The organism is uncultured Anaerococcus sp., assembly GCF_963512375.1.
In the GTDB taxonomy this organism is placed as follows: Bacteria; Bacillota; Clostridia; order Tissierellales; family Peptoniphilaceae; genus Anaerococcus.
Genome location: NZ_CAUPMI010000002.1, coordinates 38,748 through 65,593, shown reverse-complemented (window position 1 = coordinate 65,593; position 26,846 = coordinate 38,748). Strand labels below are relative to the sequence as shown.

Below are 26,846 nucleotides of genomic sequence, written 5' to 3'. Positions count from 1 at the left end.
TACTCCTTAATTCATATTAGCTGGATTGATAGAAACTATAAAAGAAGTATCTTTATATTCGTTTATAAAATTATTTCTAATCAACTTTATATGGTTTCTAACTTCATCAAGGTCCGTATCAAAGGCCTTCACTAGAATATTATACCTGAATTTATTATTTATTCTGGATATTTTACATGGATTAGGTCCTATAATTTCAACATCTATAAGATTTGAAGTGATTTTTCTTAATTCCTCAGTCATTTTTTTTGAAATTTCTATTGTTTTTACCCTATCTGTATTTACTACTCTTATAGATATCAAATTTTTATATGGTGGATAGGCAAATGCGCTTCTTATATTTAGTTCACTCTTTAAGAAACTTGAATAATCATTATTTTTTACAGCTTGAATTACAAAGTTTTCGGGTTTATAGGTTTGAATTATTGCTCGTCCCATTTTCTTTGACCTCCCCGCCCTACCAGAGACCTGGGTTAGGAGTTGAAAGGCTGTTTCTTGAGCAGAAAAATCTCCAACATTTAAAGAAAGATCTGCTGCGATTATTCCTACAAGGGTTACATTTTCAAAATCAAGACCCTTTGCTATCATTTGCGTGCCTAGAAGTATATCGATATTGCCATTTTTCATATTTTTATACATTTGATCGTACTTAGCTCTGTTAGTTGCAACCATAGAGTCCATTCTTAGAATATTTGCTCCTTTGAATAATGACCTTACTTCCTCTTCAAGTTTTTCAGTACCAGCTCCAAATTCCTTTATTTTTTTTGAGTGGCAATTTGGACATCTTGTGACTTGGTTTTTGGTTCGTCCGCAGTAATGACAAACAAGTTTATTGACATTTTTGTGGTAGGTCATAGCAACATCACAGGCTTCACATTTAACGACATATCCGCAAGCCCTACAAAAAGTAAAGGAATCATGGCCTATTTTGTTTAGGAATAAAATTGTTTGTTCATGGTTTTCAAGGTTTTTCTTTATTTCTTCTTGTAATCTCAATGAGAGCATAGAATAATTAGAATTTTTTAGCTCTTCTCTCATATCTACAATTGAAAGGTCAGGCATTACCTTATTTACTCTTTGCTTAAGGGTTAAGATTTCATATTTGCCATCCATCGCATCTTTCATCGTATTTATAGATGGTGTGGCTGATGCTAGGATTAACTTAGCATTTTGGTAATTTGCCCTGAAATTTGCTATATCACTTGTGTGATATTTTGGATCTTGGGATGAGATATATGACTTGTCATGTTCTTCATCGATTATTATTGCACCTAAATTCTTAAAGGGAGCAAAGATTGCTGACCTTGCACCTATAGCTATTTTCACTTCCCCATTTTTTATCATTCTCCATTGATTAAATCTTTCTTTTGGAGTTAGCCTTGAGTGCATGATAGCTATTTTTTGTTTGAACCTACCCACAAATCTTTCTATTGTTTGAGGTGTCAGTGAGATTTCCGGGACTAAAATAATTGCTTCTTTGCCTTGTTTGATTGTTTCTTCCACAACTTGTAAAAATATTTCTGTTTTACCTGAACCTGTGACACCGAATAACAAATATTTGCCATTATCTTTTGACTCTATTTTGTTAAAGGCCTTTGCTTGTTCCTCATTTAAAACATGGCTTTTGTAGTCTTTATGGTCGATTATTAGGGATTTTTCACTTTCTTTTTCAAATTTTTCTATAATATTTTTGTCTTCTAGAGATTTAATCGAAGAAGTGCTGGAAGAAGTGACTTGTAAAAGGATTTTTTGCTCGGTTGTACCATTTTTCTTTAGATATGATACTATTTCTATTTGTTTTTTTGCATTTTTAGGTAACTTAGCCTTAGAATCTATCAGCTTTATAAAGGTATCGTAGGATACTTTGTGTTTATCTTTAGCATCATATACAAGCTTCACCATATCTTTTTCTATATAAGAATTAAGTAGATCTAATTTATCTGGGAATTTTTTAATAAATTCTTCTTTAGATCTTTTACGAGATAAAAATTTAAGTATTTCATCATCGTTATTTTGCTTGCTAAGGTAATAAGTATTAATTTTATCTATACTAGTTGGTGGTAAAACTTGCTTTAAAGATAGCTGAATTGGGGAAAGATATGTTTTTGACATATAAAAAGCAAGATCGATCAATTCATCGTCAATTAGCTTATTTTCATCAATGATAGATATAATATCCTTTGTTTTAAAATCTTCATCAAGTTCATCAATTATTTCATAAACAAAAGCAACGCTAGTCTTATTACCTTTACCAAATGGTACTAAGACTCTCATTGCTCTTTGTAATTTATTATTTAATTTTTCTGGTATATGATAGGTAAAAGACCTATTTAAAAATCTGCTCTTACTATCAATAATTACTTTTGCGTACAATATATCACCTTAATAAGTCCAGTATTCTATTGGCTAGTTCACTTTTTGGCATTATATCTAGATTTCTAATTTCATCCTTTGATATTATTGATGCGACATTTGTATCTACATCAAATCCTGCTCCCCATTTTGTTAAGTCGTTAGCTATTATATAATCAAGGTTTTTTTCATTTAATTTTTTGTTGGCATTTTCAATTAAATTATCTGTTTCTGCAGCAAAACCAATTATTGTTTGCTTATCTTTTATTGATCCAAAATATTTTATAATATCAGGATTCTCTATCAATTCAAGATTAAGGTCATTTCCTGTTTTCTTTAGCTTTCTATCACTTACATGCTTTGATCTATAATCTACAGGAGCAGCTGACATGATTAGAGCATCTGAATCAGCAAATTCTCTTTCGATTGTATTTTTCAACTCTAAATTAGTTTTTATTTCAATTCTTTTTATATCATTGACTTTAAAAGGATTGACAGGTCCAGATATGAGGACAACATCAGCTCCACGCTTTCTCGCTTCATTTGCTATATTATAGCCCATTTTGCCGCTAGAATTATTAGATATGTATCTTACATAATCTATAGGCTCAACTGTAGGACCTGCTGTTACTATTATTTTCTTGCCTACTAGGTCTTTTTCTGTAAAATAAGAATCTAAGTAGTCAACAATTTCAGATGGCTCTTCCATCCTTCCATCCCCAACAGTATTACAGGCTAGAATACCAGGTTCAGGCTTTATTATATTGACTCCATCCTCTTCCAAAGTTTTAAGATTTCTCTGTGTAGCCTTAGACTTAAGCATATTGGTATTCATTGCTGGAGCAATAATTACATCCTTATCACATGCCAAATATGAAGAGGTAAGAAAATTGTCAGCAATACCATTTGCCATTTTTGCTATTGTGTTTGCACTTGCAGGGGCTATTAGCATTAGGTCAGCCCATTTTACTAATTCGATATGGTGGACTTCTTCATGGTGGCCTTCAAATAGATCAGTATATACTAAGCATCTACCCATTGTTTCAAAGGATAAGGGACTTACAAACTCAGTAGCTGACTTTGTCATTATTATTTTAAGATTTACATCTTTCTTTTTTAGTCTTGAGCAGAGGTCTAAAACTTTGTAGGCTGCAATGCCTCCACTTACTCCTAAAAGTATATTTTTGCCCTTAAGCATCTTATCTATTTTTCTTAGTAACTTTGCCTTCAATTATCTCATGAAGTGCTTGGGTAACTGGTTTTGCTTCGACTTCTTTTGTAAGTGGTGCAGAACCGTTTACTATTCTTCTTGCTCTTTTTGAGCACATCATACAGATTTCATATCTACTTGGGCTTACTTCTGACAATGTTTTAAATGATGGGTTTTTCATTAATTCTCCTCAAATTCTATATTTTCTTCTCTAAAAACTTTATGTTTTTCTGCATTAATTATTTCGTTTACAGATGTAATTGCTGAGTTTAAATGGTCATTAACTACTAGGTAGTCGTAGTCTTTAATGTGGTCAAGTTCTTTCTTAGCGTTTGACATTCTGATATTAATATCTTCGTCTGTCTCAGTTCCTCTACCTACTATTCTTCTCTTTAGTTCTTGTAAGCTAGGTGGCGCCAAAAAAATAAAGACTCCATTATCAGTATTTTTCTTGACATTTAGAGCTCCTTGCACATCTATTTCTAATATTACTATTTTTCCTTCGTTTATCTTATTTTCCACAAATTCCCTGGGAGTGCCATAGTAATTGTTATGGACATGAGCGTATTCAAGGAAATCGCCTCTTGAAATCATATCTTCGAATTCTTCATGCGTCTTATAAAAGTAGCTGACTCCTTCAATTTCACCGTCTCTTTTTTTCCTTGTGGTTGCTGATACTGAATAAACTAAATTGCTTTGTGTATTCATCAAGTCATGAAGGACTGTTCCTTTTCCTACTCCTGACGGACCTGATATTACCAATAAAAATCCCTTTTTCATCGCTCCCCCTTATTTAAATCATTTTACTTTTATATGGATTTACTTCAAGTATGATGTTATCTTAGTGTATAATATAAATGAGGTGAAAATATGAGTTTTGATGGAATAGTTACAAGAAAAATTGTAAACGAATTAAAAAAAGAAATTTTAGGGGGAAAGATACAAAAAATATCTCAGCCTTCTCGATATGATTTAGTCTTAGATATATACTCTATGGGTAAATCTTATAAATTATTGATAAGTGCAAATAATAATGAAGCAAGAATTAATTTTACAAATAAAAAATATGAAAATCCGGAAGTTCCAGCAAATTTTTGCATGGTTTTAAGAAAACATCTTAAACAAGGAAAGATTTTAGATATTAGGCAGGTTGGGCTTGATAGGATTGTTGAGATATCCGTAGGATCTATTGATGAAATGGGCTTTGATACAAGTAAAAAGATTGTAGTTGAGATAATGGGTAGACATTCAAATATTATTCTAACTGACGAATCTTATAAGATAATTGATGCTGTAAAAAGGGTCAACCAGGAAATGTCTTCTGTTAGGGAGATATTCCCATCTTTGCAATATGAAAGAATTCCAAGTGACAAGATTGATATTACTGATGAGAATTTTAACTTAGACCCTCTAGGCCTAGATAAAAATATTCCGGATAGTCAAATTCCTTTTAAAATATTTTACCAAAACTACGAGGGTTTTTCTCCTGTAGTTGGTAAGGAATTAATTTTCAGAGCTGGTATAGACCCTAGGATAAATTGGGGACTTGTAAGTGAAGATGAAAAAAGCAGACTAAATTCATTATTTTTAGAGCTAAGAGATGATATTATTAAGGGTAATTTGTCAGCCTTTGATTACAGGGATGATAAAAAAATCAAAGAATATTATTGCTTAAAATTAACCCATCTAAATTTTAAAGAAACTGAATATGACTTAATGAGCGAGGCTATTGATGATTTCTATTCTTTAAATAAGTCAAATGATAGATTAGATCAGATGAAGGCAGAACTTTCAAAAAAAGTATCCAGTCATATGAAATCTGTAAATAAAAAAATTAATATACTTAATAATAATATTTCTAAGTCACAAAATGCTGATGAGTCCAAGAAGAAGGCTGATTTGCTAGCAGCTAATCTTTATAGGTTAGAAGAAAAGTCCGAAGAAGTAGTATTAGAAGATTTTTATAATGACAATAAGGCCATCAAAATTAGCTTAGATCCTAGTAAATCTCCTTGGGATAATATTAATGACTACTATAATAGAGCTAAGAAAATCAAATCTTCTGTAAGCTATGCGCAAAAAGACTTGCCAAAGCAAGTAGAATTACTAAATTATCTAAAACAACTTGATGATTTTATAGATAGAACAAGTTCAATCTCTGACTTAAATGAAATTAAAGAAGAAATGATTGATAATAAACTTCTTAAAAGGAAGACTAATAAGAAGAAGAAAGTTAAATTGTCAAAGCCTATGCATTTTAAAACCAAAAATGGTTCTGACATCTATGTTGGCAAAAATTCTAAACAGAATGATTACATTACTCTTAAGCTAGCTAGAAAAGACGACCTATGGTTCCATGTAAAAGATCTACCTGGTTCCCATGTGATTTTAAAAGCTGACAAGATAAATCAAGAAGATATAATTGTTGCTTCCTATTTGGCAGCGACAAATTCTTCAGTTGCTAGTGAGAATAAAGTTGATGTGGACTATACAGAAAAGAAAAATGTAAACAAAGCCAAAGGTGCTAAAGAAGGTATGGTATATTACGAAAACTTTAAAACTATCACTGTAGATATGAGTTTAAATATAGAGGATAAAATAGAAAAATTAGCATAAAAAAAGCGGTTCTTTATTTCAAGGACCGCCTTTTGTTATTAGATTTAATTAGTTAACTGCTTCTTTAAGAGTTTTACCAGCTTTGAATACTGGAGCTTTTGAAGCTGGGATTTGAATTACTTCATCAGGTTTTCTTGGGTTTCTACCTTCTCTTGCTTTTCTATCTCTTACTTCGAATGTACCGAAACCAACAAGTTGAACTTTATCACCAGCAACTAGTGCTTCTTGAACTGTTTCTAAGAATGCATTTAGTGCTTTTTCTGCTTCAACTTTTTTAAGTCCACTTTTTTCTGATATGCTATTTAATAATTCTGATTTATTCATATTTCCTCCTATAAATCAACATGATTTCTGTTTAACTCTAAGAATGATTATACATAACAAATTAAATAATTTCAAGCATTCATCAAATAAAAACCTTTATTTTACTAGATTTTATTAATTTATTTAGGTATTTTCTATATGCATCTTTTAAATAAATATCTTTTGCGTGCATCAAGAGTTCATTTTCATTCTCATTGTATGAGTTAACCATTAAAATATTGTATTTTCCATTATATTCAAATATTTCACTTACTTTATCTTTTTCTTTTATTTTTGATGCTAGAAGAATTGGATCATCTTCGTATACAAAATCTGAATTAAAAACATCGTAAGATTTTATAGAGCCTGTAAGTAATTTTCTAAAATCAAGCTGTGATTTTATCTTTGATTTTATTCTTTCGGCTTCTAATTTATCATCAAATTTAAGTAAGTTATACTTATACATTCTTTGAAGATTTTGATTTTCTTTGTAATGTTTAAGTATTTCAGAATCTTTTATACCGCTATTTGAGATGAAGAGGTCGTAATGCATTTTTCTTATTGAATCATTAAAGATTATATCAGAAAATTCGCTATCACTAACATTTAAAGCTTTTATATTAGCTTTTAGAGAATCCTTATCTCCAAGTTTTTTCTCCATCTCACTTCTGATTTTGTTTGCGGCATTGTCATCTATTTCAATCTTATGTTTTTCAAGATCATTTAGCATTACCTGATCTTTTATCATAGATTCTAGAAGCTTTTCTTGTAAGATTTCTTTGTTTGTTTTGCCTGACTTATCCTTGTTATCGAGGTAATTTGTTCCATATTTTTTGCCATAGAAGCTTAAATAAAATTCAAGTTCACTATTATAGGTATTTTTATCAATAGGCTTATTATCAACAAGAGCAACAGTATTTGCTGTATTTACACCCTTTTTGCATGAAGTTAATAACAAGGCAAGGCAAGATAAATATAAAAGATTAGTTATTATCTTTCTTATCGGCTTCATCTTCTTTAGTTTCAGCTTCTTTTTCGTCTGATTTAGCTTCTTCTTCCTTGTTTTCTTCTGGTGCTTCTTCAGAATCATTCTTGTCTTCTTCGTTAGCTTTGTTTAAATTTTCTTCTGTTGCTTTATCTTGGGCTATGCTTGTTTCAGTTACAACATTTGCTTTTTCATTAAGTTCTTTGATGTAATCAGAATATTTTTTATCTTCAAGAGTTTTCTTGATTGCATCCTTATTATCTTCTAGAGAATCTGCGATTTTATTTAGTTTGATTATGTGATATCCAAATTGTGTTTTTACTGGCTCTGAAATTTCACCTTCTTTAAGGGCAAATACGGCATCTTCAAATTCTTTTACCATTTGACCTTTAGAAAATGTTCCTAGTTCTCCGCCCTTTGCAGCATTTGCTGTATCTGTTGAATATTCCTTAGCAAGTTCAGCGAAATCTTCACCATTATTTAGCTTATCTTTGATTTCTTTGGCTGTTTTTTCATCTGCTACTAGGATATGAGCGGCATCACGCTTAGCAAATTGGTCTTTATTATCTTCATAGTATTTTTTAATTTCATCATCTGTTACAGGGTGTTCTTTATTAAACCATTCTCTGTGTTTTTGATACATTAAATCTTTCTTAACGGTTTCTTTGAATTTTTCTACATCCATGTTATAGTCATCAAGCATCTTATCAAATTGTTCTTGACCACCGAATTGTTTTACAGAATTCATAAATGAATCATTTACATCCTTTTCTGCAACTTCAATTTTATTTTTTTTCATATCATCAGCAATAAGCTTATCTTGAACCATCATTTGAACTATAGAATTTTTGAGGTTTTGTCTGCTTGCTAGCATTGCACCATAAAATTGCATTTCTTTTTTATAGTCGTCTTTGCTAATTTTTTCGCCATTCACTAAAGCTATACTATCTTTACCTAATTCTTTAGCTGCTTCTTGGCTGCTTACTTTTTGTTCTGCATTCTTATCGTTATTTGCTTGGTTTCCGCAAGCACCTAGTACCATTGTTGATGCTAGCATAATTGTTAATAGTTTCTTTTTCATTTAATTACTCCTTATTTTGTTAATTGTATCTAAAAGTTCATATGTGTCAAGTAATTTGCTTTTACTTGAAGGAATCTTGAAAGCTGGTTTGTTGGCTAAATCAAGACTCATTTCGCCCTTATAGCCTTCATTAATCAATTTCAATTCCTCAAAGCTATAGTAATCTCTTGATTGGAAATATAAATTGATTTCGTTATCAACTTCCCTAATCTCTGTTATACCATTTTCTGATGCTAGAGATTTTATTAAAGATACATACATTATATTATCCACTATTAATGGAATATCTCCATATACATCTATCAATTCTTCAACTAAAAGTTCATAATCTTCCTTATCTGAAATATTAGCTATCCTATTATATATTTCAATTTTTTGACTTGGATCGCTAATATAAGAATTTGGAATGTATGCATCTATTTTTATGTCAATATATGTTTGATTTCTTTCTTTGATTTTTACTTCTTTACCGCTTGCTTTTTCAACAGCCTCTTGTAAGAATTTTACATATAGGTCATAACCTACAGCCTCAACATGGCCAGATTGGCTTTCACCTAGTAAGTTTCCAGCACCTCTTAGCTCTAAATCTTTCATAGCAATCTTATAGCCTGAGCCGAAATCTGAGAAGTCCTTGATTGATTTTAGACGTTTTTCTCCAATTTCTGTTAAGATTTTTCCCTGCCTATAAGTAAAATAAGCGTAGGATGACCTGTATCCTCTTCCTATTCTCCCCTTTAGCTGATAAAGTTGGGATAGACCCATGAGGTCAGAATCATATATTATTATGGTATTAACATTTTTTATATCCATACCAGTCTCAATTATTGTAGTTGAGAGTAATATATCAGTTTTCCCTTCTAAAAAGTCAAGCATAATATTTTCGATTTGTCTTGGACTCATTTGTCCATGAATTATATCAATGCTTGCTTCAGGAACCAAGTCCTTTAGCATTAGGTAGATTTTTTCTATATCATTTACTCTATTATATACGAAAAATACTTGGCCATCTCTATTTATTTCTCTTAATATAGAATCCCTTATTATTCCAGGATCAAATTCTAATACATAGGTATTGACAGGTAGCCTTTCTTCTGGTGGTTCGTCAAGTGTTGATAAATCTCTAATTCCTGACAAAGACATTTGTAGGGTCCTAGGGATTGGGGTTGCTGATAAGGTTAAGACATCTATTGATGATTTAAACTTCTTAAACTGTTCCTTATGTTTTACACCGAATCTCTGCTCTTCATCTATTATCAAAAGACCTAATTTTTTAAATTTAATATCTTTTGATAAAAGTCTATGGGTACCGACAACTATGTCAATTTTTCCAGTTTTTATACCCTTTAATATTTCTTCATCTTTTGTTTTTGTATTAAATCTTGATAGGACCGCAGATGTGACTGGGAAGTCCTTAAATCTTTCAATCATTGTGTGATAGTGTTGGTTGGCTAGTATTGTAGTTGGAACTAAGAATGCTACTTGATAACCATCCATAATAGCCTTAAAAGCGGCTCTTAAGGCAACTTCAGTCTTTCCGTAACCTACATCACCGCATAATAGTCTATCCATTGGTAGGTCACTTTCCATATCAGCCTTAATTTCGTCAATACTTCTTAGTTGAGAATAGGTTTCGTCATAGGCAAAGGAGTTTTCGAATTCTTCTTGCCAAGTGGTATCTTTAGAAAAGGCATGTCCTTTTTGTTTAGCTCTTTCTGCATAAAGTTTTACAAGGTCATCGGCTATTTCATCAACAGCTTTTTTAGCCCTGAGTTTTGATTTCTGCCACTGGGCAGACCCAAGCGCTGATAGTTCTGGTTTTTCTCCCCTATTTCCTATATACTTGCTAACCAGGTTCATCTGATCAACTGGAATATATAGTTTATCATTCCCCCTATACTCTATTAAGATAAAGTCTTTTTCAACGTCATTTCTTTCAATTTTTGTAAGACCCTTATAAATTCCTATACCATTATTTTCGTGGACGACATAATCTCCAATTTCAAGGTCTGAGTAATTTATAATATTTTTAGAAGTTGTCTTTTTACTAGTTTTTTTCTTAGATAGGTTTGACTTACCAAAAATTTCTTTGCTTGTGAATACATTAAGATTCAGATCTTTTACATAATATCCTTCACTAGCCTTTTTTTCTGATACTATAATTGGAATGGTATCAAAACTAGGGTTATTATCTTCATCACCAGCTAGGGAAAATGAGTTTGCAATAAAAGCTTTTAAAATATTATCTTTCTTTGATTGAGAACCAGCAAATACATAGATTTTTCTATCCTGATTAACTAGCTCTATACAAGTATCTATAAAGGATTTAATATTCTTATTGAAATTTTCAGCTTCAATTGATTTTAATTCTATAATTTTCCTTGGTGAAAAAAGTTTTGACCTTTTTAAAATCGATGTGAAGTTAATTAAGTCAAAATTCTCTATTTGTTTATAGATATCATTTGAATCTATCAAATAATTTTTGAAAGCCCTAAAAACTTCGCCATTTTCCATTTGATATGCAAGGTCAAAGTCAAATTTTTCATCTAATTTAGATGTGGATTCATAAATTCTTGATATATCATCAAAGATAAAAACTGTGTCCTCATCTAAATAATCTAGCATTGAAGAATAATTATCATCTCTATAGGCAGTAATCAAGTCTTTATTTGCTATATACATGCTTTGATCTAAGTAAGAGATGATTTGCTTATATTTATCAATAAGTTTTTGATCTCTACTATCTTTTATTTTTTTCTTTTCGATATCGGAATTAATCAGATTTATTACTGATTTATAATCGTCCTTATCATAAAGAAGCTCACTAGCTGGATAAATTTTAACTGAATCTAGCTTATCAATTGTCCTTTGGCTATTATTATCAAAGACTCTTATAGAATCAACCTCGTCGTCAAAAAGTTCGATTCTAACGGGTTTTTCATAGTTTATTGGCCATAAATCTATAATCGAACCTCTTTTAGCAAAATCTCCCTTATCTTCAACAAAATCACTAGGGTTATAATTAAGACTTATGAGTTTATTTATAAAATTATCTACATCGATTATAGATTCATCATCAATTATAACAAAGGACCCATTAAATTTATCTAAAGGTGTTAGCTTATTTTTTAAAGCTTCTATTGTTGTTGCAGTGATGAATTTTTCTTTTTTGGCCAAGCTAATTAAAACATCAAGTCTTTGGTCTAGTTTTGAATCATCAATGCTTTTTATGTTATAAAAGTTAGTTTCAAGGGCAGGATAATTTTTAGCTATATTTTTAATTTCATTGATACTTGAAACTAATTTTTCGCTTGTTTTGTTATTTTCGCTAACAATAACTATATTTTTGTCTAACAATTCAAACAAAGCTAGGGCCAGGTGAGTTTTTATCCCTTCACTCAGGCCCTGAATATATATTGGACTATTAAATCCTATATTATCTTTTATGGTTTTTACTTGATCGAGATTAATTAATTTTTCAATTAATTTATTCATTATCTTTTTCCAATAATTTAATAGAATTGAATTTGTTCATGGACTTGTCAATGCTATCAGCTAAGATAGTTTCGATTGCATCAGATGCAAGTCTTATTTCATCTTCTATTACACTTACTTCCTTTTGGCTAAAACCTGATAGGACAAAATTAGCCAGATTCATATAGTCAGGTTTCTTACCCACCGCTATCTTGATTCTTGGAAAATTATCATCTTGAATTTGGTAAATTATAGATTTCATTCCATTGTGAGTACCTGCAGAACCTTTTTTTCTAATCCTAATTGTACCAAAGTCTATATCAATATCATCATATATTACAATTAGCTTGTCACTATCAAATTTATAAAAGTTTTTAATTTCTCTTACGGCTTCTCCAGAGTTGTTCATGAAAGTTTGTGGCTTAATGAGCATAACTTTTTGGCCAGAGATTTCTCCCTGACCATATAGTGATTTAAATTTGGACCTTCTTACATCTATATTGTATTTAGATGCTATATAATCTATTGTTAAAAATCCTGCGTTATGCCTGGTATTTTCATACTGTAAACCTGGATTGCCTAGACCTACTATAAAATACATTATTCAAGAACCGAAAATAGTCCGCTGATTGATTCGTAGGTATTTATCCTATGAATTGCTTCTGCTAGTAATGGAGCTATTGATAGTTGAACTATTTTATCTATTTTCTTTTCTTCTGCTAGTTCAATTGTATCTGTTATCACAACTTCTTTTACTGATGGTTTTTGAAGTTTCTTGATTGCATCACCTGAAAATACTCCGTGAGTTGCAACTAGGTATACATCTTTTGCACCATTTTCTACTAGGAAGTCTGCAGCATTTGTAATTGTTCCTGCAGTATCTATCATATCATCAACAATTATAGCATGCTTACCTTCAAAATCACCGATTACTGACATTACTTCAGAAACATTTGGCATTGGTCTTCTTTTTTCTATGATTGCTATAGGAAGTTTTAAATAGTCAGCAAATTCTCTAGCACGTCTTACTCCGCCTAAGTCAGGACTTACTACAACAAACTCTTCTGGTTTATCATAGGCAAATGATTTAAAATGTGTAGATAAAAGTCTTATTGCTGAAAAATGGTCTACTGGTATATCGAAGTAGCCTTGTATTTGTCCCGCGTGAAGGTCCATAGTTATTACCCTATTAGCACCTGCTACTGTTAATAAATTTGCGACTAGTTTAGCAGTGATTGGTTCTCTTCCTCTTGTTTTTCTATCTTGTCTAGCATATCCATAGTATGGTATAACAGCATTGATATAACCAGCTGATGCTCTTCTACAAGCATCAATCATAATTAATAATTCCATTATATTATCGTTTGTTGGTGCTGATGTTGGTTGCATTATAAATACATCTTTGCCTCTTATGGATTCATTGATTTTGATACTTATTTCTCCATCTTTGAATTTGTTAATATCTGCTTCAGTTAGATTTATTCCAAGATTTTTTGCTACACTTTGTGCAAGTTTAATATTAGAATTTCCAGATAATAGCTTTAATTCTCCCCTTTGAACGTAGGTGTTTCTTGTTAGTGTCATTTCTACTCCTTATGATTTTTATCCCTTTGTTTCTTTTTTTCGACGTAGTCTTTTACGTGTTTTTGGTCAGCTCTTTCAATTATTAATTCGCCAGAATCAACATCTTCAGTAATTGTAGAACCAGCCGCCACAAAACCTTCTTTTTTAACATGGACAGGTGCTACAATGTTTGCATTAGATCCTATAAAAGCATCATCTTCTATTATTGACCTATGTTTATATTTACCATCATAATTAACAAATACAACCCCACAGCCAATATTTATATTTGATCCTAAATCACTATCACCTATGTAAGCTAAGTGACCAGCCTTTGTTCCCTTACCAAGACTTGAATTCTTAACTTCTACGAAATTTCCAATGTGTACAGCTTCTCCGATATGGGCATTTGGTCTTAATCTTGCAAATGGTCCAATATTGCTGTCTTTTTCCATGTAAGCATCATCTAGTATTGCATTATCAATTCTAACATTGTCTTCTATTGTGGAATTAGTAATTCTGGATGTTCCGTCAATATAGCAATTTTTACCAATTATACTATTGCCATATATTTTTACAAAACCAGATATTATTGTATCTTGACCAATCTCAACCCCAGGTTCGATAAAAGTTGTTTCTGGAGATTCAATTATTACCCCATCAAGCATATAGGCCTTGTTAATTCTTTTTTGAAGGATTTTGCTTGCCTGATTTAGCTCAAATTTGTTATTAATGCCATAAAATTGATCGGTGTCAGAATTTATATATGCACTTACTTTTTTACCAGCTGACTTTAAAATCCCTATACAATCAGTTAAGTATAGCTCGTTTTGGTCGTTGTTTGAATCTATTTTTGCAAGAGATTCTTTTAAATCTTTTGCTTTAAAGATGTAGATACCGACATTTATTTCCTTGATATCTCTTTGCTTATCTTCAAGGTCTCTATCTTCTATAATTGCAGTAAACTCATTATTATCATCTCTAATTATACGTCCATAACCTTTTGGATTATCTATGGTTGTAGATAGGATAGTACAAGCACTTTGATTTTGCTTGTGATATGAGATAAATTCTGCTAAAGAATCTTTCTCAATTAGTGGGATATCACCATTAAGTATTAATACTTGGTCATTATCATCTATTAAGTCCATAGCTAAACTTACAGCATAGCCTGTGCCATAAGGTATACCTGGACCGATTTTTTGTTCAACTATCTTAAAATCTGGAAAGAGACTTTCTAATTTTGGTTTATTTTTACCAGCTATTAATATTGTTTCAGAATTTTCAAAACTACTTGCATCTGTTACATATTTTATTATTTCTCTATTGAGCAGTTTGTGAAGTACCTTAGAAGTATTTGACTTCATCCTTGTACCTTCACCTGCTGCCATTATTATTGTTTTAATCATTATTAGTCTTCTGCTACTTCTAGGGCTAATTCCATCATATTTGTATAAGATTTTTGTCTATTTTCTGCACTATCAGCTACATTTTCTATTAAGGAGTCAGAGATTGTAAAAATTCCAAGACCTTTTTTGCCATGTTTTCTAGCAGCCATAAACAAACCATATGATTCCATTTCCACACAAAGAACACCATACTTTCTAAGATTTTCAAATACTCTTGGGTCCATTTCTGAATAGAATTGGTCTGAAGAATGTACTTGACCACAGTGGGTTGTGTATCCTAAATCTATAGATTTATTATAAGCTTTCATTAGCAAATCAAAATCTGGTGTTGATGAAAAATGGATATTGCCAAATAGGTTATCATTTATAGATGACTCTGAGCAGGCAGATGTTGCAATTACAATATCATGTAGTTTTACATTTTCTTGCATAGAACCAGCTGTACCTACCCTTATAATGCAATCTACATCATAGAAATTAAACAATTCATTATAGTAGATCATTGCTGATGGAATTCCCATTCCTGAACCCATTACAGAAACTCTTTTTCCCTTATAATAGCCAGTATAGCCTAACATTCCACGTGTCTCATTGAATTGCTCAACATCTTCTAAGAAGTTATCAGCTATAAATTTAGCTCTTAATGGATCTCCTGGCATAAGTACAGTTTTTGCAATCTGATCTTTGCTTGTTGCTGAAATATGAGGTGTTGGTATTGTCATTAAACTCTCCTTTGTTAACAAAAATAGAGACTTCAAAAGTCTCAGTTATTTTCTTCTATTTTACTTATTTTATCTACGCGTCTTTGATGGCGTTCGCCTTCAAAATCTGTTGTAGCAAATTCTTCTACTATCATTTTACATAGTTCAGAACCTATTACCCTAGCACCTAAACATAATACGTTTGCATTATTGTGTGCTCTAGACATTTTAGCTGAAAATGGTTCAGAAACACATGCAGCTCTGATACCCTTAATTTTATTTGCGGACATACTCATTCCTAGACCTGTACCACAAATAAGTATGCCAAAATCAGCCTCACCGACTTTAATTTTTTCACAGGCTTTTACAGCATAGTCACTATAATCACATGAATTTTTATCAAAAGTTCCAACATGAATTACATCATGTCCAAGTTCTTCTAGTTTTTCCTTAACCGCTGGTTCTAAATCTATTCCCCCATGGTCATTGGCTAAAACAAATTTCATGAACCCTCCTTTTTTACATTATCTTCTACAATAAATATACGTCATCCTTTGATATATTCAAAGTATTACTTGACAAGATATCAAGATTAAATATGGTATAATATAATAAAATTACTTTAGATTAGACTATTAAGGAGTATATATGTTTGAATTTAATTTAGATGGACATGATTATAATCGTGTTCATTTTATCGGTATAGGCGGAATATCAATGAGTGGGCTTGCTCACTTACTATTTGAAAAGGGTTATGAGGTTACAGGTTCTGATAGAAGCCTTTCTGATTCGGTAAAAGGACTTAAAGAGCTAGGTATAGAGGTTTATATAGGACAAAAGAAGGAAAATATTAATAACCCTGACCTAGTTGTCTATACTGATGCTATTGCAGATGATAATGAAGAATTAATTGCTGCTAAAAAACTTGATGTTCCAGTTGTTACTAGAGGAGTTTTCTTAGGGGCTCTTATGAGAAATTACAAAAACTCTATAGCTGTATCTGGATCTCATGGTAAATCAACAACAACTTCTATGATTTCTAAGATCTTGCTTCATTCTGATGAAGATGCCACAATCTTATTAGGTGGAAATCTTGATGAAATGAAAGGAAATGTAAAGGTAGGAAGTGAAGATTACCTTGTGACTGAGGCTTGTGAATATAAAGGAAATATCAGGTATTATTTTCCACAAACTGTAATTATTTTAAATATAGATGAGGATCATTTAGATTATTATAAGGATTTAAATGATATTGTAGATACTTTCAAGGAATATCTTAGAAATCAAGATAAAAATTCTAAAACAATACTTAATCTTAATGAAGAAAATAATAAACTTATATTGGATGCTGTTCAGGGGCAGCTAATAACTTATGGTCAAGAAAATCCAGAGGCTGATTATAATGCTACAAACATTGTCTTTGATGATCTTGGTAGACCAAGCTTTGATCTTAAACTAAGAGATGGATCAGTTGAACATTTCACTTTAGGAGTTATAGGTAGACATAATATAAACAATGCAATGGCAGCCATAATATCAACATATGAAAATGGAATTGATATAGAAACTATCAAAGAAAATATTAAAAAATACACAGGTCTTGATAGAAGAATGCAAATAATTGGTCATGTAAATAATGCTACTATTATGACTGATTATGGTCACCACCCTTCAGAGATCCTCGTAACCTTAAATGCTATAGCTGAGCATACAAGGGGTAGATTAATTTGTGTATGGCAGCCTCATACTTATTCAAGGACAAAAACTCTATTTAACGATTTTTTAAATAGTTTTGATGCAGCAGATGAAGTAATAGTTACAGATATTTATGCCGCAAGAGAAAAATTTGACCCTACTATCCATTCGAAGGATGTTGTAGATGCTATGCTTAAAAAAGGCTTAAATGCAAAATATCTATCTACTTTCGAAGAAGCAAGAGATTATATATATGAGATTATAAGAGAAGATGATCTAGTAATTACAACTGGATGTGGTAACCCAGACGTACTTGCTAAAATGATAGTAGATGACTTTCAGAATAAATAATAGAGAAAAAAGGACTTATGTAAATATTGCTAGAAATTTTAACATAGCATTATTTATAAAAGTCCTTTTTATGTATTAATCATTTTCTAAAGCTAAAGAAATAGACATTGCTTCATTAATTTTATTCATTATGTCATTTGAGAAGCTGCCAATTTTTTCTCTTAGTCTTTTTTTATCTATGGTTCTTAATTGCTCCATAAGGGCTACAGAGTTTTTGGGAAGCCCATACTTATTTCCCTTGATTTTTACATGGGTTGGAAGTTTAGCCTTGTTCATTTGACTTGTAACTGGAGCAACAATTATTGTCGGTGAATATTTATTACCAACATCATTTTGCACTACTATAACAGGTCTAACGCCACCCTGTTCGCTTCCAACGACAGGAGATAAGTCAGCATAAAATAAATCACCTCTTCTAACTTTCATAAATTTCTCCTAAATTATTGTGCGTTTTTAAGTATTTACCATTTCTAATATACCTTCTATTAACTCTAGGTGAGATACTAGTCATAAGCTCATAAGAAATTGTAGATGCCTTGCTTGCTTCTAGATCTATATCTTTGTATACCTCTACCCTATCACCAATCTTAACATCTAAGTTGCTTACATCAACCATAATCTGATCCATGCATACTCTACCAAGAACCCTGCATGGCTTACCATCTATATAAACCTCTCCAACATTTGAAAAAGCTCTGAAATACCCATCTGCATATCCAATTGTAATAGTAGCAATTTTCATATCTTTTTCTGCAATGAATGTTCTACCGTAACTTACTGCAGTACCTTGTTTTATATTTTTTACAAAGGATACTGTTGAATAAAGATTGAATGATCTAGATAATTTTATATCACTATCATTTTTCACAACATCTGACGGATATAAACCGTACATGGCAAGACCAACCCTAATCATATTTTTATAGATACGGTGCTTCATCGCTCCTGAAGAATTTGAAATATGTACAAAATCTAAATCAAAATTAATAGCATCCAGCATTTCATTAAATACCTTATATTGATAATCTGTATAATAGGAATCTTCTTCATCTGCAGTGGCAAAATGACTGAAGGCAGCTATTATATTAAGGCTTTTTAATTCTTTTAGCTTATTAATTTTATTGATTTCAAAATTTCTAAATCCTAGCCTACTATGACCAGTATCGAGAGCTAAATGACAGTTGACCTTGTAGTTTAATTTGTTAATTTCTTTAGCAAAATCAAAGTCATATATTGTTATATCAATATTATAGTCATGGCAAAGTTTAATATCGTTAATGCCTACATAACCTAAAACTAGTATTGGTTTTGTGATTTTGTTTTCTCTTAGACTTATGGCTTCTTGTAATCTGGCAACTGCAAAATAATCAACAATATCTTCGATATTTTGACTGATTTCAACAGCTCCCAAGCCATAGGCATTAGCCTTTACTACTGCACAGAACAAAGACCTAGACTCATTTTTTATGTTAATAATATTTTCTCTTATTCTATCTATGTTAATTTCTAAATAATTTTCTAGCATAACTACCTCATAAGCCTTATAGCCTTGGGTAAATAAGCTATTATATCGCTAGCAATCAGGGAATCTTCGCATAAATCTGCTGCTGCTAAATCTCCTGCTAGGGAATGCATATAGACACCAAGCTTTGCGGCATCAAAAGGTTCTAGTTTATGTAATATGCCGCTGATTACACCGGTTAGCACATCTCCGCTGCCGGCTGTAGCCATTCCAGGGTTACCTATTTCATTTATATATAGTTTATTACCATCAGTTACAAGGGTATTTTCAGACTTAAGAACCAATATAAGCTTATGTTTTTTAGCAAAGTTTTTGGCAATATTAATTCTATCTGAATTTATTTCTTTTATTGATAGCCCAGTTAGTCTAGAAAATTCTTTTAAATGAGGAGTCAGAATTAGATTTTGCTTATCTTTTATAATACTCAAATCATTACTTAAGGCATTTAATCCGTCAGCATCAATTATAATTTTCCCTCTAAAATTATCTATCACTTCTGATATTAATTTATTTAGAGATTCATCTCTTCCCATACCTGGGCCAATAGCAAGTACATCCTTATCTTCAAGTGAAGATAAGATTTGCTTAATTATGTTTTTATTATACTTTAATATATCAGAATCAATAGTTTTTATTATTTGTTCAACTGATTTTATTTCTAAAATATTAGAAATTGATTGTGGGACTAATAGATAAACAAGTCCTGCTCCTGACCTTAAGCAAGCAAGAGATGAAAGATAGCAAGAGCCAGCCATGCCGGGAAATCCACCTAAAATTGCTATTTTCCCATAATCTCCCTTATGACTTTGGTGAGGTCTATTTGGTAATAAGTTTTTCATTTTTTCATCTATAGATATTACATTTTCTTTTTTATAACATATCCCAATGGCGTAGTCACCATCGTGGGATATTGATAAATCTGCATTAAGTTTTTTGCCGTCTAGATATGCACTTGGCTTATTATTGCTAATAATTTCTATTCTTTTTTTTATAATATAGGATAGTTTTAGGTCATAAGCCTTGATGATTGCCTCTTTTAGAGCGAAAATACCCGCAAGAGTTTGGTAGGGATTGTCTTTGCTATAAGCATAGGAAATTTCATTTTCTGTAAAGACTTTACTTATGAAATTACTTTCACTTTTATCTTTAATTTTCTTAATTGAAAGAATATCTATGCCTATCATCAGTCCATAATCCTTTGGCTAGCTTTTAATATATCATTTGATATTGTTTCTTGATTTAGATTTTGTATTTTTCCATCCTTGGCAACTATATTTCCATTTACAATAGTGCATTTAATATCTTTTTCATAGCTTGAATATATTAGAGATGATAAAATATTGTTGGTAGGTGTGTGGTTTACATTGGCTAAATCTATTAATATAAGATCCGCATCTTTACCTACTTTTACACTTCCTATCTTATCATCTAGGCCTAGGGCTTTTGCACCATTTATAGTTGCCATTTCTAGTATCTCTCTTGCTGTAATTATCCTCGATGAATATAGTTTTGATACTAAGGCTGCAAGCTCCATTTCTCTAAGTATTGAAAGTTTATTGTTACTAGCTGATGAATCTGTCCCTAGGCATACATTTATTCCCTTATCAAGTAACCTTGATAAGTTCATGAATCCTGATTTTAATTTTAGATTAGAAGACGGATTGTGAATTATAGATACCTCATTTTCTTTTATTATATCTAGGTCATTGTCAGTTAGGTAAACTCCGTGGGCTGCAATGGTTTTGTGCTTAAAAATACCAGCTTTTTCAAAGACTTCAGTTGGTGTCATTCCAAATCGTTTTATGCAATCTTCATTTTCTTTCTCGGTTTCTGATAAGTGTATATGAATAGGCATATTATATTTATAGGCTATGTCAGATATCTTTTTAAGATGGTCAAGATTTGATGTGTAGATGGCATGTGGTCCAAGACCTATATCGATAAGGTCAGAATCTTTATATTTCTTGTATAGTTCTATATTTTCCTTTAATCTATAATCATCCTCATCTGGTACAGATAAGCCTCTTGAGATCTGGGCCCTAAGTCCAATTTCTTTGCAAGCTTTGATAGTTGCTTCAGAGAAAAAGTACATGTCTGCAAAGGTACCAATTCCATTATTAGCCATTTCGATTAGAGAAAGCATTGATGCAAGATAGGTTTGCCTATTATCAAGCTTTTCTTCTAGTGGCCATATATAATCATTTAACCAGGTATAAAGATCAACCTCTTCTCCATAATTTCTAAATAGGCTCATTCCAACATGGCTGTGACTGTTGATAAATGCAGGCATTAGGACCATGTTACTAGCATCTATTGTTTGGTCGGCTTCATCGCTTATATTTTTTTCTATTTTTTTTATGTATCTACCTTCAATGAATAGGTCTGATGTAAAAATATCAGACCCATCCATTGGAAGTATTTTTGCATTCTTAATTAATATAGTCATTTTAAAAAAAGAAAGTGCGTGAACACTTTCTATTCTCCTATCTTTTCTTTTAGTAATTTGTTGATTTCTTGAGGATTTCCCTTACCCTTGGTTTTCTTCATGGCTTGACCCACTAAAAATCCAAAGGCCCTATCTTTACCATTTTTGATATCTTCGATAGATTCTGGGTTTTCGCTAAGAACCTCATCTACTATTTCTTCTAGGTATGAAGAATCAGATATCTGTAATAGATTTCTCTCTTGAGCAAGAACTTCAGGGTCTTCATTAGAAAGGTAGATTTCACGCAACAATTTTTTTGCTACGTTGTTATTTATCTTATTGTCTTTGGCAAGATTTATTAATTTTGCAAAGTTTTCTACAGACAACTTCATTTGATCAGCAGTTTCTTCTGCCTCATTAAGTCTTCTTGAAAGCTCTGTTAATATCCAATTTGCACAGGTATTTGCATCTTTTACTAGTATGTTAGTTTCTTCAAATAATTTAGCTAAGTTTCTATCATGGCTTAGAAGGTTTGCATCATAAGCTGATAAGCCATACTCAGCTATATATATTTTTTCTTTATCCTTTGGAAGTTCAGGAAGATTTTTTGCTACATCGCTTATATATTCGTCTGATAAATAGATGTCAGGTATATCGCCATCAGCAGAAAATCTATAATCATTTCCTACTTCTTTATTTCTCATATGAATTGTTTCAAGCTTTATATCATCCCATCTTCTTGTTTCTTTATCACCAGTTTGATTATTTTCAAGAAGGTCTCTTTGTCTTTTTACTTCAAATTCTAGGGCGTTTTCTATAGCTTTAATTGAGTTGATATTTTTAATTTCTGCAATTTCTGTTCTAAGGCCTGTGTCCTCGTCTTTTAAGTTGACGTTTACATCAACACGCATCGAACCTTCAGCCATTATACAGTCACTTACCTTTAAGAATTTTAAAGTTGAGGCTAAGGTTTCAACAAATTCTCTTGCCTCTTCTGGAGAAGAAATATCAGGGTCTGTTACTATTTCTATTAGTGGAACTCCAGCCCTGTTGTAGTCCATTAGTACTGTGTCATCATCATTGTGGTTAGATTTTCCAGTATCTTCTTCCATGTGTATTTCCCTAATATTTATATGCTTACCGCTAGCTAGTTCAAGATAGCCTTCATAAGCGTATGGCTTATCAAATTGTGTTAGCTGGTAACCCTTTACAAGGTCTGGGTAGAAATATTTCTTTCTATCTACTTTTTGATCATTTCTAATCTTACAATTAAAAGCAAGGCCTGCCATTACAGCTAATTCTACCGCTCTTTCATTCATTGCTGGAAGGGTGCCTGGATGGCCAAGACATATTGGGCATACATTTGTATTTGGAATTGCTCCGAATTCATTTTTACAGGAGCAAAACATCTTTGTTTCAGTTGATAATTCAACGTGAATCTCAAGTCCTATTATTGTTTTAGTTTTCATTGATTCTCCTTAAAAATTCTTCGCTTGCATTTAGTAGTTTTTTATCTTCAAAACTATTAGCAATAAATTGACAAGCACCTGAAATACCTTTCCTCACAGGAAGAGATATACCACACATGCCTGCTAAGTTTACTAACACGTTAAATCCATCTGACTTAAAATCAGAAAGTGGGTCATTATAGTCATCATCTAAAAATGGTGGCAAGTTAGTTGTGGTTGGTGTTATTATTAGATCATAATCTTTAAAAACATTCTCTAGTTCTTTTTTGATTAAGTTTCTTAATTTTAGACCTTGTTTGTAAACTCTTTGATCATCATCAGCTGAGAGATACATGGTACCTAGGGCAATCCTTCTTTGAACCTCTTCTCCCAAGCCTTCAGATCTTGAATTTATAAATAATTCATCAACTGATGTATAAGTTTCACTTTGGTGGCCAAACCTTATACCATCAAATCTTGACATGTTTGAAGAAACTTCTGAGCTCATTACGACATTATAAACTGGGTTTGCATATTTAGAATATTTTAAACTTATTTCTGTAAGTTCAGCCCCCATATTTTTAAGCGTATCTAGGCCAAGTTTATAATCTTTTTTAACTTCTTCTTCTATTCCTTTATTTAGGAAATCATTGGTGCTGATATAGGCAATCTTTTTTCCTTTGAAATCATAATCTTGTTTGCTGAAGTCATAATCATCCAACCTAACTGTCATGTCATTTGCATCAGGCCCAGCGATTACACTAGCTATATTTCTAAGGTCTTCGATGTTTTCTGCAAAAACAGATACTTGATCTAAGGTATTTGCCATAGATACTACACCATTTCTGCTGACCATACCATAGCTTGGTTTATAACCAAGGATATTACAATAGCTAGCAGGTCCTCTTACAGAACCACCGGTATCTGTTCCAAGTGAAACTAAGACATCACCCTTGCTAACTGCAGCTGCAGAACCTGATGATGAACCACCGGTTACTCTTTTTGGGTCAATTGGATTTTTTACCGGACCAAAAACTGAGGTTTTACCCCTAGCTCCCATAGCAAATTCATCCATGTTTGTTTTCGCGATGATGATCGCATCTTCTTCGAGTAGATTTTCTATAACTTTTGCATCAAACATTGGTCTAAATCCTTTTAGCATGTTAGAAGCACAAGTCATATCCATATTTTTATATGATATATTATCTTTAACTGCTACCGCTATACCAAAGAGCTTACCAAGTTCTTCGTTATTTGCTAATTTCTTATCTAGGTACTCTGCTCTTTTGAGTGAATCTTCCTCATCGAAAGTTATATATGCGTTTGTTGTATCATTTTTTATTTTATCTAGGACTTGCTTAGTGTTTTCAACAACGCTAACCTTACCTTCTTTATAAGCTTCTATTGATTTTTGTATATCCATTATTGCTCCTATAATTTCCAGTCTAATCTAAAGTAGCCATATTCAGTGTCTTTGGCATTTTCAAGTGCCTTTTCCCTATCAAGTGATTTTCTTGGCTCATCTTTTCTAAAAACTGCCTTGTGCCTACTGATATATTCACACATATCTACATCTGTAGTATCTTCATCAAAGATTACCTCGATAAAATCTAAGACTTTATTAAATTTTTGAGCTATAAGCTCTTTATCAGCATTGTCTAGGCTTAGATTGCTGAGGTTATATATCCTTTCTACTTCTTTTACATTCATTTTATTCTCCTTTTAATTCTGATAAGAATTTATTTAGCTTCTCACCTTCATATATCTCGATTTCAAGCTCTAGGGCTTTTTTCTTTTTTGAACCAGCCTTTTCACCAGCAAGGACAATATCAGTATTTTTTGAAACAGATCCTCTTACACTAGCCCCATTTTTTTCTAAAAGTTCCTTGATATCATCCCTACTAAAGCCGTCAATACTTCCTGTGATAACAAAGCTTAAATCTTTAAGCTTATCAGATTTATCGTTCGTTTGTGGGTTATTGATGCTAATTCCTTTTGCTAGCAACCTATCAATTGATGAAGTGATATTTTCATCTGAGAAAAACTCTACGATATTTTCAGCGGTTATTTCACCTATATCGTCAACCTCTGTAAGTTCACTAGCTTTTGCCAATCTTAATTTCTCAAAACTTCTAAACTTATTAGCTAGGTCTCGTGCTGTTCTCTCACCAACATTTGGTATACCAATCGCATAGATGAAGCTATTAAGATCACAATTTTTACTAGCTTCTATTGCTGTTAGCAAGTTGTTAGTTTTCTTCGGCCCGAATCTATCTAGATTTATTAAATCATCATACTTTAAATCATATATATCATCTATTTCATTTATGCCTAATTCTTCTATTAGTTGACCAATTGTCTTTTCTGAAAGACCTTCTATATCCATTGCATTTCTTGATGCAAAATGCTCCATTCTTGCAAGTAGCTGCGGTTTGCAAGAAATGGAATTAGGGCAAATTATGTGGACATTTCCTTGTATCAATTCGCTGTGACAATAAGGACACTTGGTTGGTTTTTCTATTTCTTTAGTTCCTTCTTGATTTTCATCTACTACACCAAGGATTTCAGGGATGACGTCATTTGACCTTCTTATGAATACTTCAGAACCAATTTTTACCTTTTTCCTTAGGATATCATCATAGTTATTTAAAGTTGCTCTAGAAACTGTTACTCCAGAAAAATCCACCGGTTCAAGTATGGCAGATGGTGTGACCTTACCTGTCCTTCCTACATTCCAAACTACATCTAATAGTTTTGTTGTAAACTCTTCTGCTTCAAATTTATAAGCTATCGACCATCTCGGGAATTTATTTGTGTATCCAAGGGCTTCTTGAGTTTTTTTGTCATTAATTTTTATTACAACCCCATCAGTTAGGATATCTAATGTTTTTCTTTCTTTTTCTATTCTTTCAAGTTCTTCTATAATCTGATCAATGTTTTTAACTTTTTTATGATAAGGGTGTACATTTAGTTTCATTTCCCTTAAGAAATCAAGCATATCTTCTTCGGTTTTAAAATCTAAAGAATTTGTAGGCACTGCATAGAAAAATGCAGTCAATCTTCTTTTAGCAGTTTCGCTGGTATTTAGGTTTCTAATTGCTCCCGCAGCTGCATTTCTTGCATTTTTAAGTTGTAGGGAGTTTTCTTTATTATATCTTTCTAGCTCTGATAAAGGCATAAGAGCTTCTCCCTGTATTTCTAGTAGGGACTCCTCCTTAATTCTTAGTGGAATTGATCTTATCGTCTCTACCTGGGCCTTAACTTCTTCCCCTACGGAGCCGTTCCCCCTTGTTGCTGCAGTCTTAAGTAGGCCATTTTCATAGGTTAGATTTATTGTTAGACCATCAAATTTATATTCCATTATAAATTCAAGGTCAGGTAATTTTACGGAATTTTCTCTTTCGTAATTTTCTTTAAGGCGCTCACACCTATCTATCCAGTCCCTAAGCTGGTCGTAGGATTGGGCCTTATCTTGGCTTAATAGTCTTGTTAAGTGATAGTGCTTTTCAAACTTATCAAGAACTGCTCCTCCGACCCTATTTGTGGGTGAATCATCAGGAATGAAATCTAGTTCTTCTTGGAGACTTACAAGCCTATCATATAGCTTGTCATATTCACCATCAGATACTAAAGGCTCATCTAATGTATAATACCTATAGTCTAGTATATTTATTTGTTCTATTAAATTTTCAAGTTCTTGTCTTTTATCCATAT

The 26,846-nt window shown here is 31.9% G+C and carries 23 protein-coding genes; 2 read left to right on the top strand and 21 right to left on the bottom strand.

Going from position 1 to position 26,846, the window contains the following annotated elements; genetic code table 11:
* Positions 1 to 6 precede the first annotated feature (6 nt).
* Genes priA through gmk form a run of 4 tightly spaced genes read right to left on the bottom strand, consistent with a single transcriptional unit; the run spans position 7 to position 4,342 of the window.
* A complete protein-coding gene (gene priA, locus RRB46_RS01535; protein WP_311537243.1) occupies positions 7 to 2,373 on the bottom strand; it encodes a primosomal protein N' in 2,367 nt (788 codons plus the stop codon).
* Between the two features lie 4 nt (positions 2,374 to 2,377).
* Complete coding sequence (gene coaBC / locus RRB46_RS01530; protein ID WP_297688894.1) at positions 2,378 to 3,550, bottom strand: bifunctional phosphopantothenoylcysteine decarboxylase/phosphopantothenate--cysteine ligase CoaBC; 1,173 nt, start codon at positions 3,548 to 3,550, stop codon at positions 2,378 to 2,380.
* A gap of 1 nt (position 3,551) precedes the next feature.
* On the bottom strand, positions 3,552 to 3,743 hold the full coding sequence (gene rpoZ, locus RRB46_RS01525; protein WP_296128444.1) for a DNA-directed RNA polymerase subunit omega: 192 nt from the start codon (positions 3,741 to 3,743) through the stop codon (positions 3,552 to 3,554).
* Positions 3,743 to 4,342 carry a guanylate kinase gene (gene gmk / locus RRB46_RS01520; RefSeq protein ID WP_297688834.1) on the bottom strand — a complete coding sequence of 200 codons (600 nt, stop codon included), beginning with the start codon at positions 4,340 to 4,342 and terminating at the stop codon, positions 3,743 to 3,745. The genes rpoZ and gmk overlap by 1 nt, the downstream gene beginning before the upstream one ends.
* A 90-nt stretch (positions 4,343 to 4,432) precedes the next feature.
* On the opposite strand from gmk, the gene RRB46_RS01515 reads away from it, so the two are divergent.
* On the top strand, positions 4,433 to 6,178 hold the full coding sequence (locus RRB46_RS01515; RefSeq protein WP_297688832.1) for an NFACT family protein: 1,746 nt from the start codon (positions 4,433 to 4,435) through the stop codon (positions 6,176 to 6,178).
* A 48-nt stretch (positions 6,179 to 6,226) separates the two neighbouring features.
* Here the strand turns inward: RRB46_RS01515 and RRB46_RS01510 are convergent, their stop codons facing one another.
* The 9 genes from RRB46_RS01510 to rpiB form a co-directional block, all read right to left on the bottom strand.
* Complete coding sequence (locus RRB46_RS01510) at positions 6,227 to 6,502, bottom strand: HU family DNA-binding protein (RefSeq protein WP_296128435.1); 276 nt, start codon at positions 6,500 to 6,502, stop codon at positions 6,227 to 6,229.
* Between the two features lie 82 nt (positions 6,503 to 6,584).
* On the bottom strand, positions 6,585 to 7,493 hold the full coding sequence (locus RRB46_RS01505) for a SurA N-terminal domain-containing protein (RefSeq protein ID WP_311537242.1): 909 nt from the start codon (positions 7,491 to 7,493) through the stop codon (positions 6,585 to 6,587).
* Positions 7,465 to 8,547, bottom strand: coding sequence for a peptidylprolyl isomerase (locus RRB46_RS01500; protein WP_297688829.1), 1,083 nt, complete (start codon positions 8,545 to 8,547; stop codon positions 7,465 to 7,467). Before RRB46_RS01500 ends, RRB46_RS01505 begins: the two co-directional genes overlap by 29 nt.
* Positions 8,548 to 12,039: a transcription-repair coupling factor gene (gene mfd / locus RRB46_RS01495; RefSeq protein WP_311537241.1), complete on the bottom strand. Its 3,492-nt coding sequence runs from the start codon at positions 12,037 to 12,039 to the stop codon at positions 8,548 to 8,550.
* The gene (pth, locus tag RRB46_RS01490) at positions 12,032 to 12,619 is read right to left on the bottom strand and encodes an aminoacyl-tRNA hydrolase (RefSeq protein ID WP_296128426.1); all 588 of its coding nucleotides are present in this window, start codon (positions 12,617 to 12,619) and stop codon (positions 12,032 to 12,034) included. Before pth ends, mfd begins: the two co-directional genes overlap by 8 nt.
* A complete protein-coding gene (locus RRB46_RS01485; protein WP_296128423.1) occupies positions 12,619 to 13,602 on the bottom strand; it encodes a ribose-phosphate pyrophosphokinase in 984 nt (327 codons plus the stop codon). The genes pth and RRB46_RS01485 overlap by 1 nt, the downstream gene beginning before the upstream one ends.
* Positions 13,603 to 13,604: 2 nt before the next feature.
* Positions 13,605 to 14,990: a bifunctional UDP-N-acetylglucosamine diphosphorylase/glucosamine-1-phosphate N-acetyltransferase GlmU gene (gene glmU, locus RRB46_RS01480; RefSeq protein ID WP_296128416.1), complete on the bottom strand. Its 1,386-nt coding sequence runs from the start codon at positions 14,988 to 14,990 to the stop codon at positions 13,605 to 13,607.
* A 2-nt stretch (positions 14,991 to 14,992) separates the two neighbouring features.
* A complete protein-coding gene (gene deoD, locus RRB46_RS01475; protein WP_296128414.1) occupies positions 14,993 to 15,712 on the bottom strand; it encodes a purine-nucleoside phosphorylase in 720 nt (239 codons plus the stop codon).
* A 41-nt stretch (positions 15,713 to 15,753) separates the two neighbouring features.
* On the bottom strand, positions 15,754 to 16,197 hold the full coding sequence (rpiB, locus tag RRB46_RS01470) for a ribose 5-phosphate isomerase B (RefSeq protein ID WP_297688824.1): 444 nt from the start codon (positions 16,195 to 16,197) through the stop codon (positions 15,754 to 15,756).
* 142 nt (positions 16,198 to 16,339) lie between these two features.
* Between rpiB and murC the strand changes: the two genes are divergently transcribed.
* Positions 16,340 to 17,737, top strand: coding sequence for a UDP-N-acetylmuramate--L-alanine ligase (gene murC, locus RRB46_RS01465; RefSeq protein ID WP_297688822.1), 1,398 nt, complete (start codon positions 16,340 to 16,342; stop codon positions 17,735 to 17,737).
* Positions 17,738 to 17,812: 75 nt separating this feature from the next.
* Here murC and RRB46_RS01460 read toward each other — a convergent pair whose 3' ends face one another.
* Genes RRB46_RS01460 through ligA form a run of 8 tightly spaced genes read right to left on the bottom strand, consistent with a single transcriptional unit; the run spans position 17,813 to position 26,844 of the window.
* On the bottom strand, positions 17,813 to 18,163 hold the full coding sequence (locus tag RRB46_RS01460) for a type II toxin-antitoxin system PemK/MazF family toxin (protein WP_296128403.1): 351 nt from the start codon (positions 18,161 to 18,163) through the stop codon (positions 17,813 to 17,815).
* The gene (alr, locus tag RRB46_RS01455) at positions 18,153 to 19,262 is read right to left on the bottom strand and encodes an alanine racemase (RefSeq protein ID WP_297688820.1); all 1,110 of its coding nucleotides are present in this window, start codon (positions 19,260 to 19,262) and stop codon (positions 18,153 to 18,155) included. Before alr ends, RRB46_RS01460 begins: the two co-directional genes overlap by 11 nt.
* 2 nt (positions 19,263 to 19,264) lie before the next feature.
* Entirely contained in the window at positions 19,265 to 20,443 is a 1,179-nt protein-coding gene (locus RRB46_RS01450) for an NAD(P)H-hydrate dehydratase (RefSeq protein ID WP_311537240.1), read from the bottom strand.
* Positions 20,443 to 21,705, bottom strand: a complete 1,263-nt coding sequence (locus tag RRB46_RS01445; RefSeq protein ID WP_297688817.1) for an amidohydrolase — start codon at positions 21,703 to 21,705, stop codon at positions 20,443 to 20,445. The genes RRB46_RS01450 and RRB46_RS01445 overlap by 1 nt, the downstream gene beginning before the upstream one ends.
* A gap of 29 nt (positions 21,706 to 21,734) precedes the next feature.
* Positions 21,735 to 23,153 (bottom strand): Asp-tRNA(Asn)/Glu-tRNA(Gln) amidotransferase subunit GatB, encoded by a 1,419-nt coding sequence (gene gatB / locus RRB46_RS01440; protein ID WP_311537239.1) that lies wholly within the window; start codon positions 23,151 to 23,153, stop codon positions 21,735 to 21,737.
* Positions 23,143 to 24,555, bottom strand: a complete 1,413-nt coding sequence (gene gatA / locus RRB46_RS01435) for an Asp-tRNA(Asn)/Glu-tRNA(Gln) amidotransferase subunit GatA (RefSeq protein WP_297688814.1) — start codon at positions 24,553 to 24,555, stop codon at positions 23,143 to 23,145. Before gatA ends, gatB begins: the two co-directional genes overlap by 11 nt.
* An 8-nt stretch (positions 24,556 to 24,563) precedes the next feature.
* The gene (gene gatC, locus RRB46_RS01430) at positions 24,564 to 24,842 is read right to left on the bottom strand and encodes an Asp-tRNA(Asn)/Glu-tRNA(Gln) amidotransferase subunit GatC (protein WP_311537238.1); all 279 of its coding nucleotides are present in this window, start codon (positions 24,840 to 24,842) and stop codon (positions 24,564 to 24,566) included.
* Between the two features lies 1 nt (position 24,843).
* A complete protein-coding gene (ligA, locus tag RRB46_RS01425; RefSeq protein ID WP_297688810.1) occupies positions 24,844 to 26,844 on the bottom strand; it encodes an NAD-dependent DNA ligase LigA in 2,001 nt (666 codons plus the stop codon).
* Positions 26,845 to 26,846 lie beyond the last annotated feature (2 nt).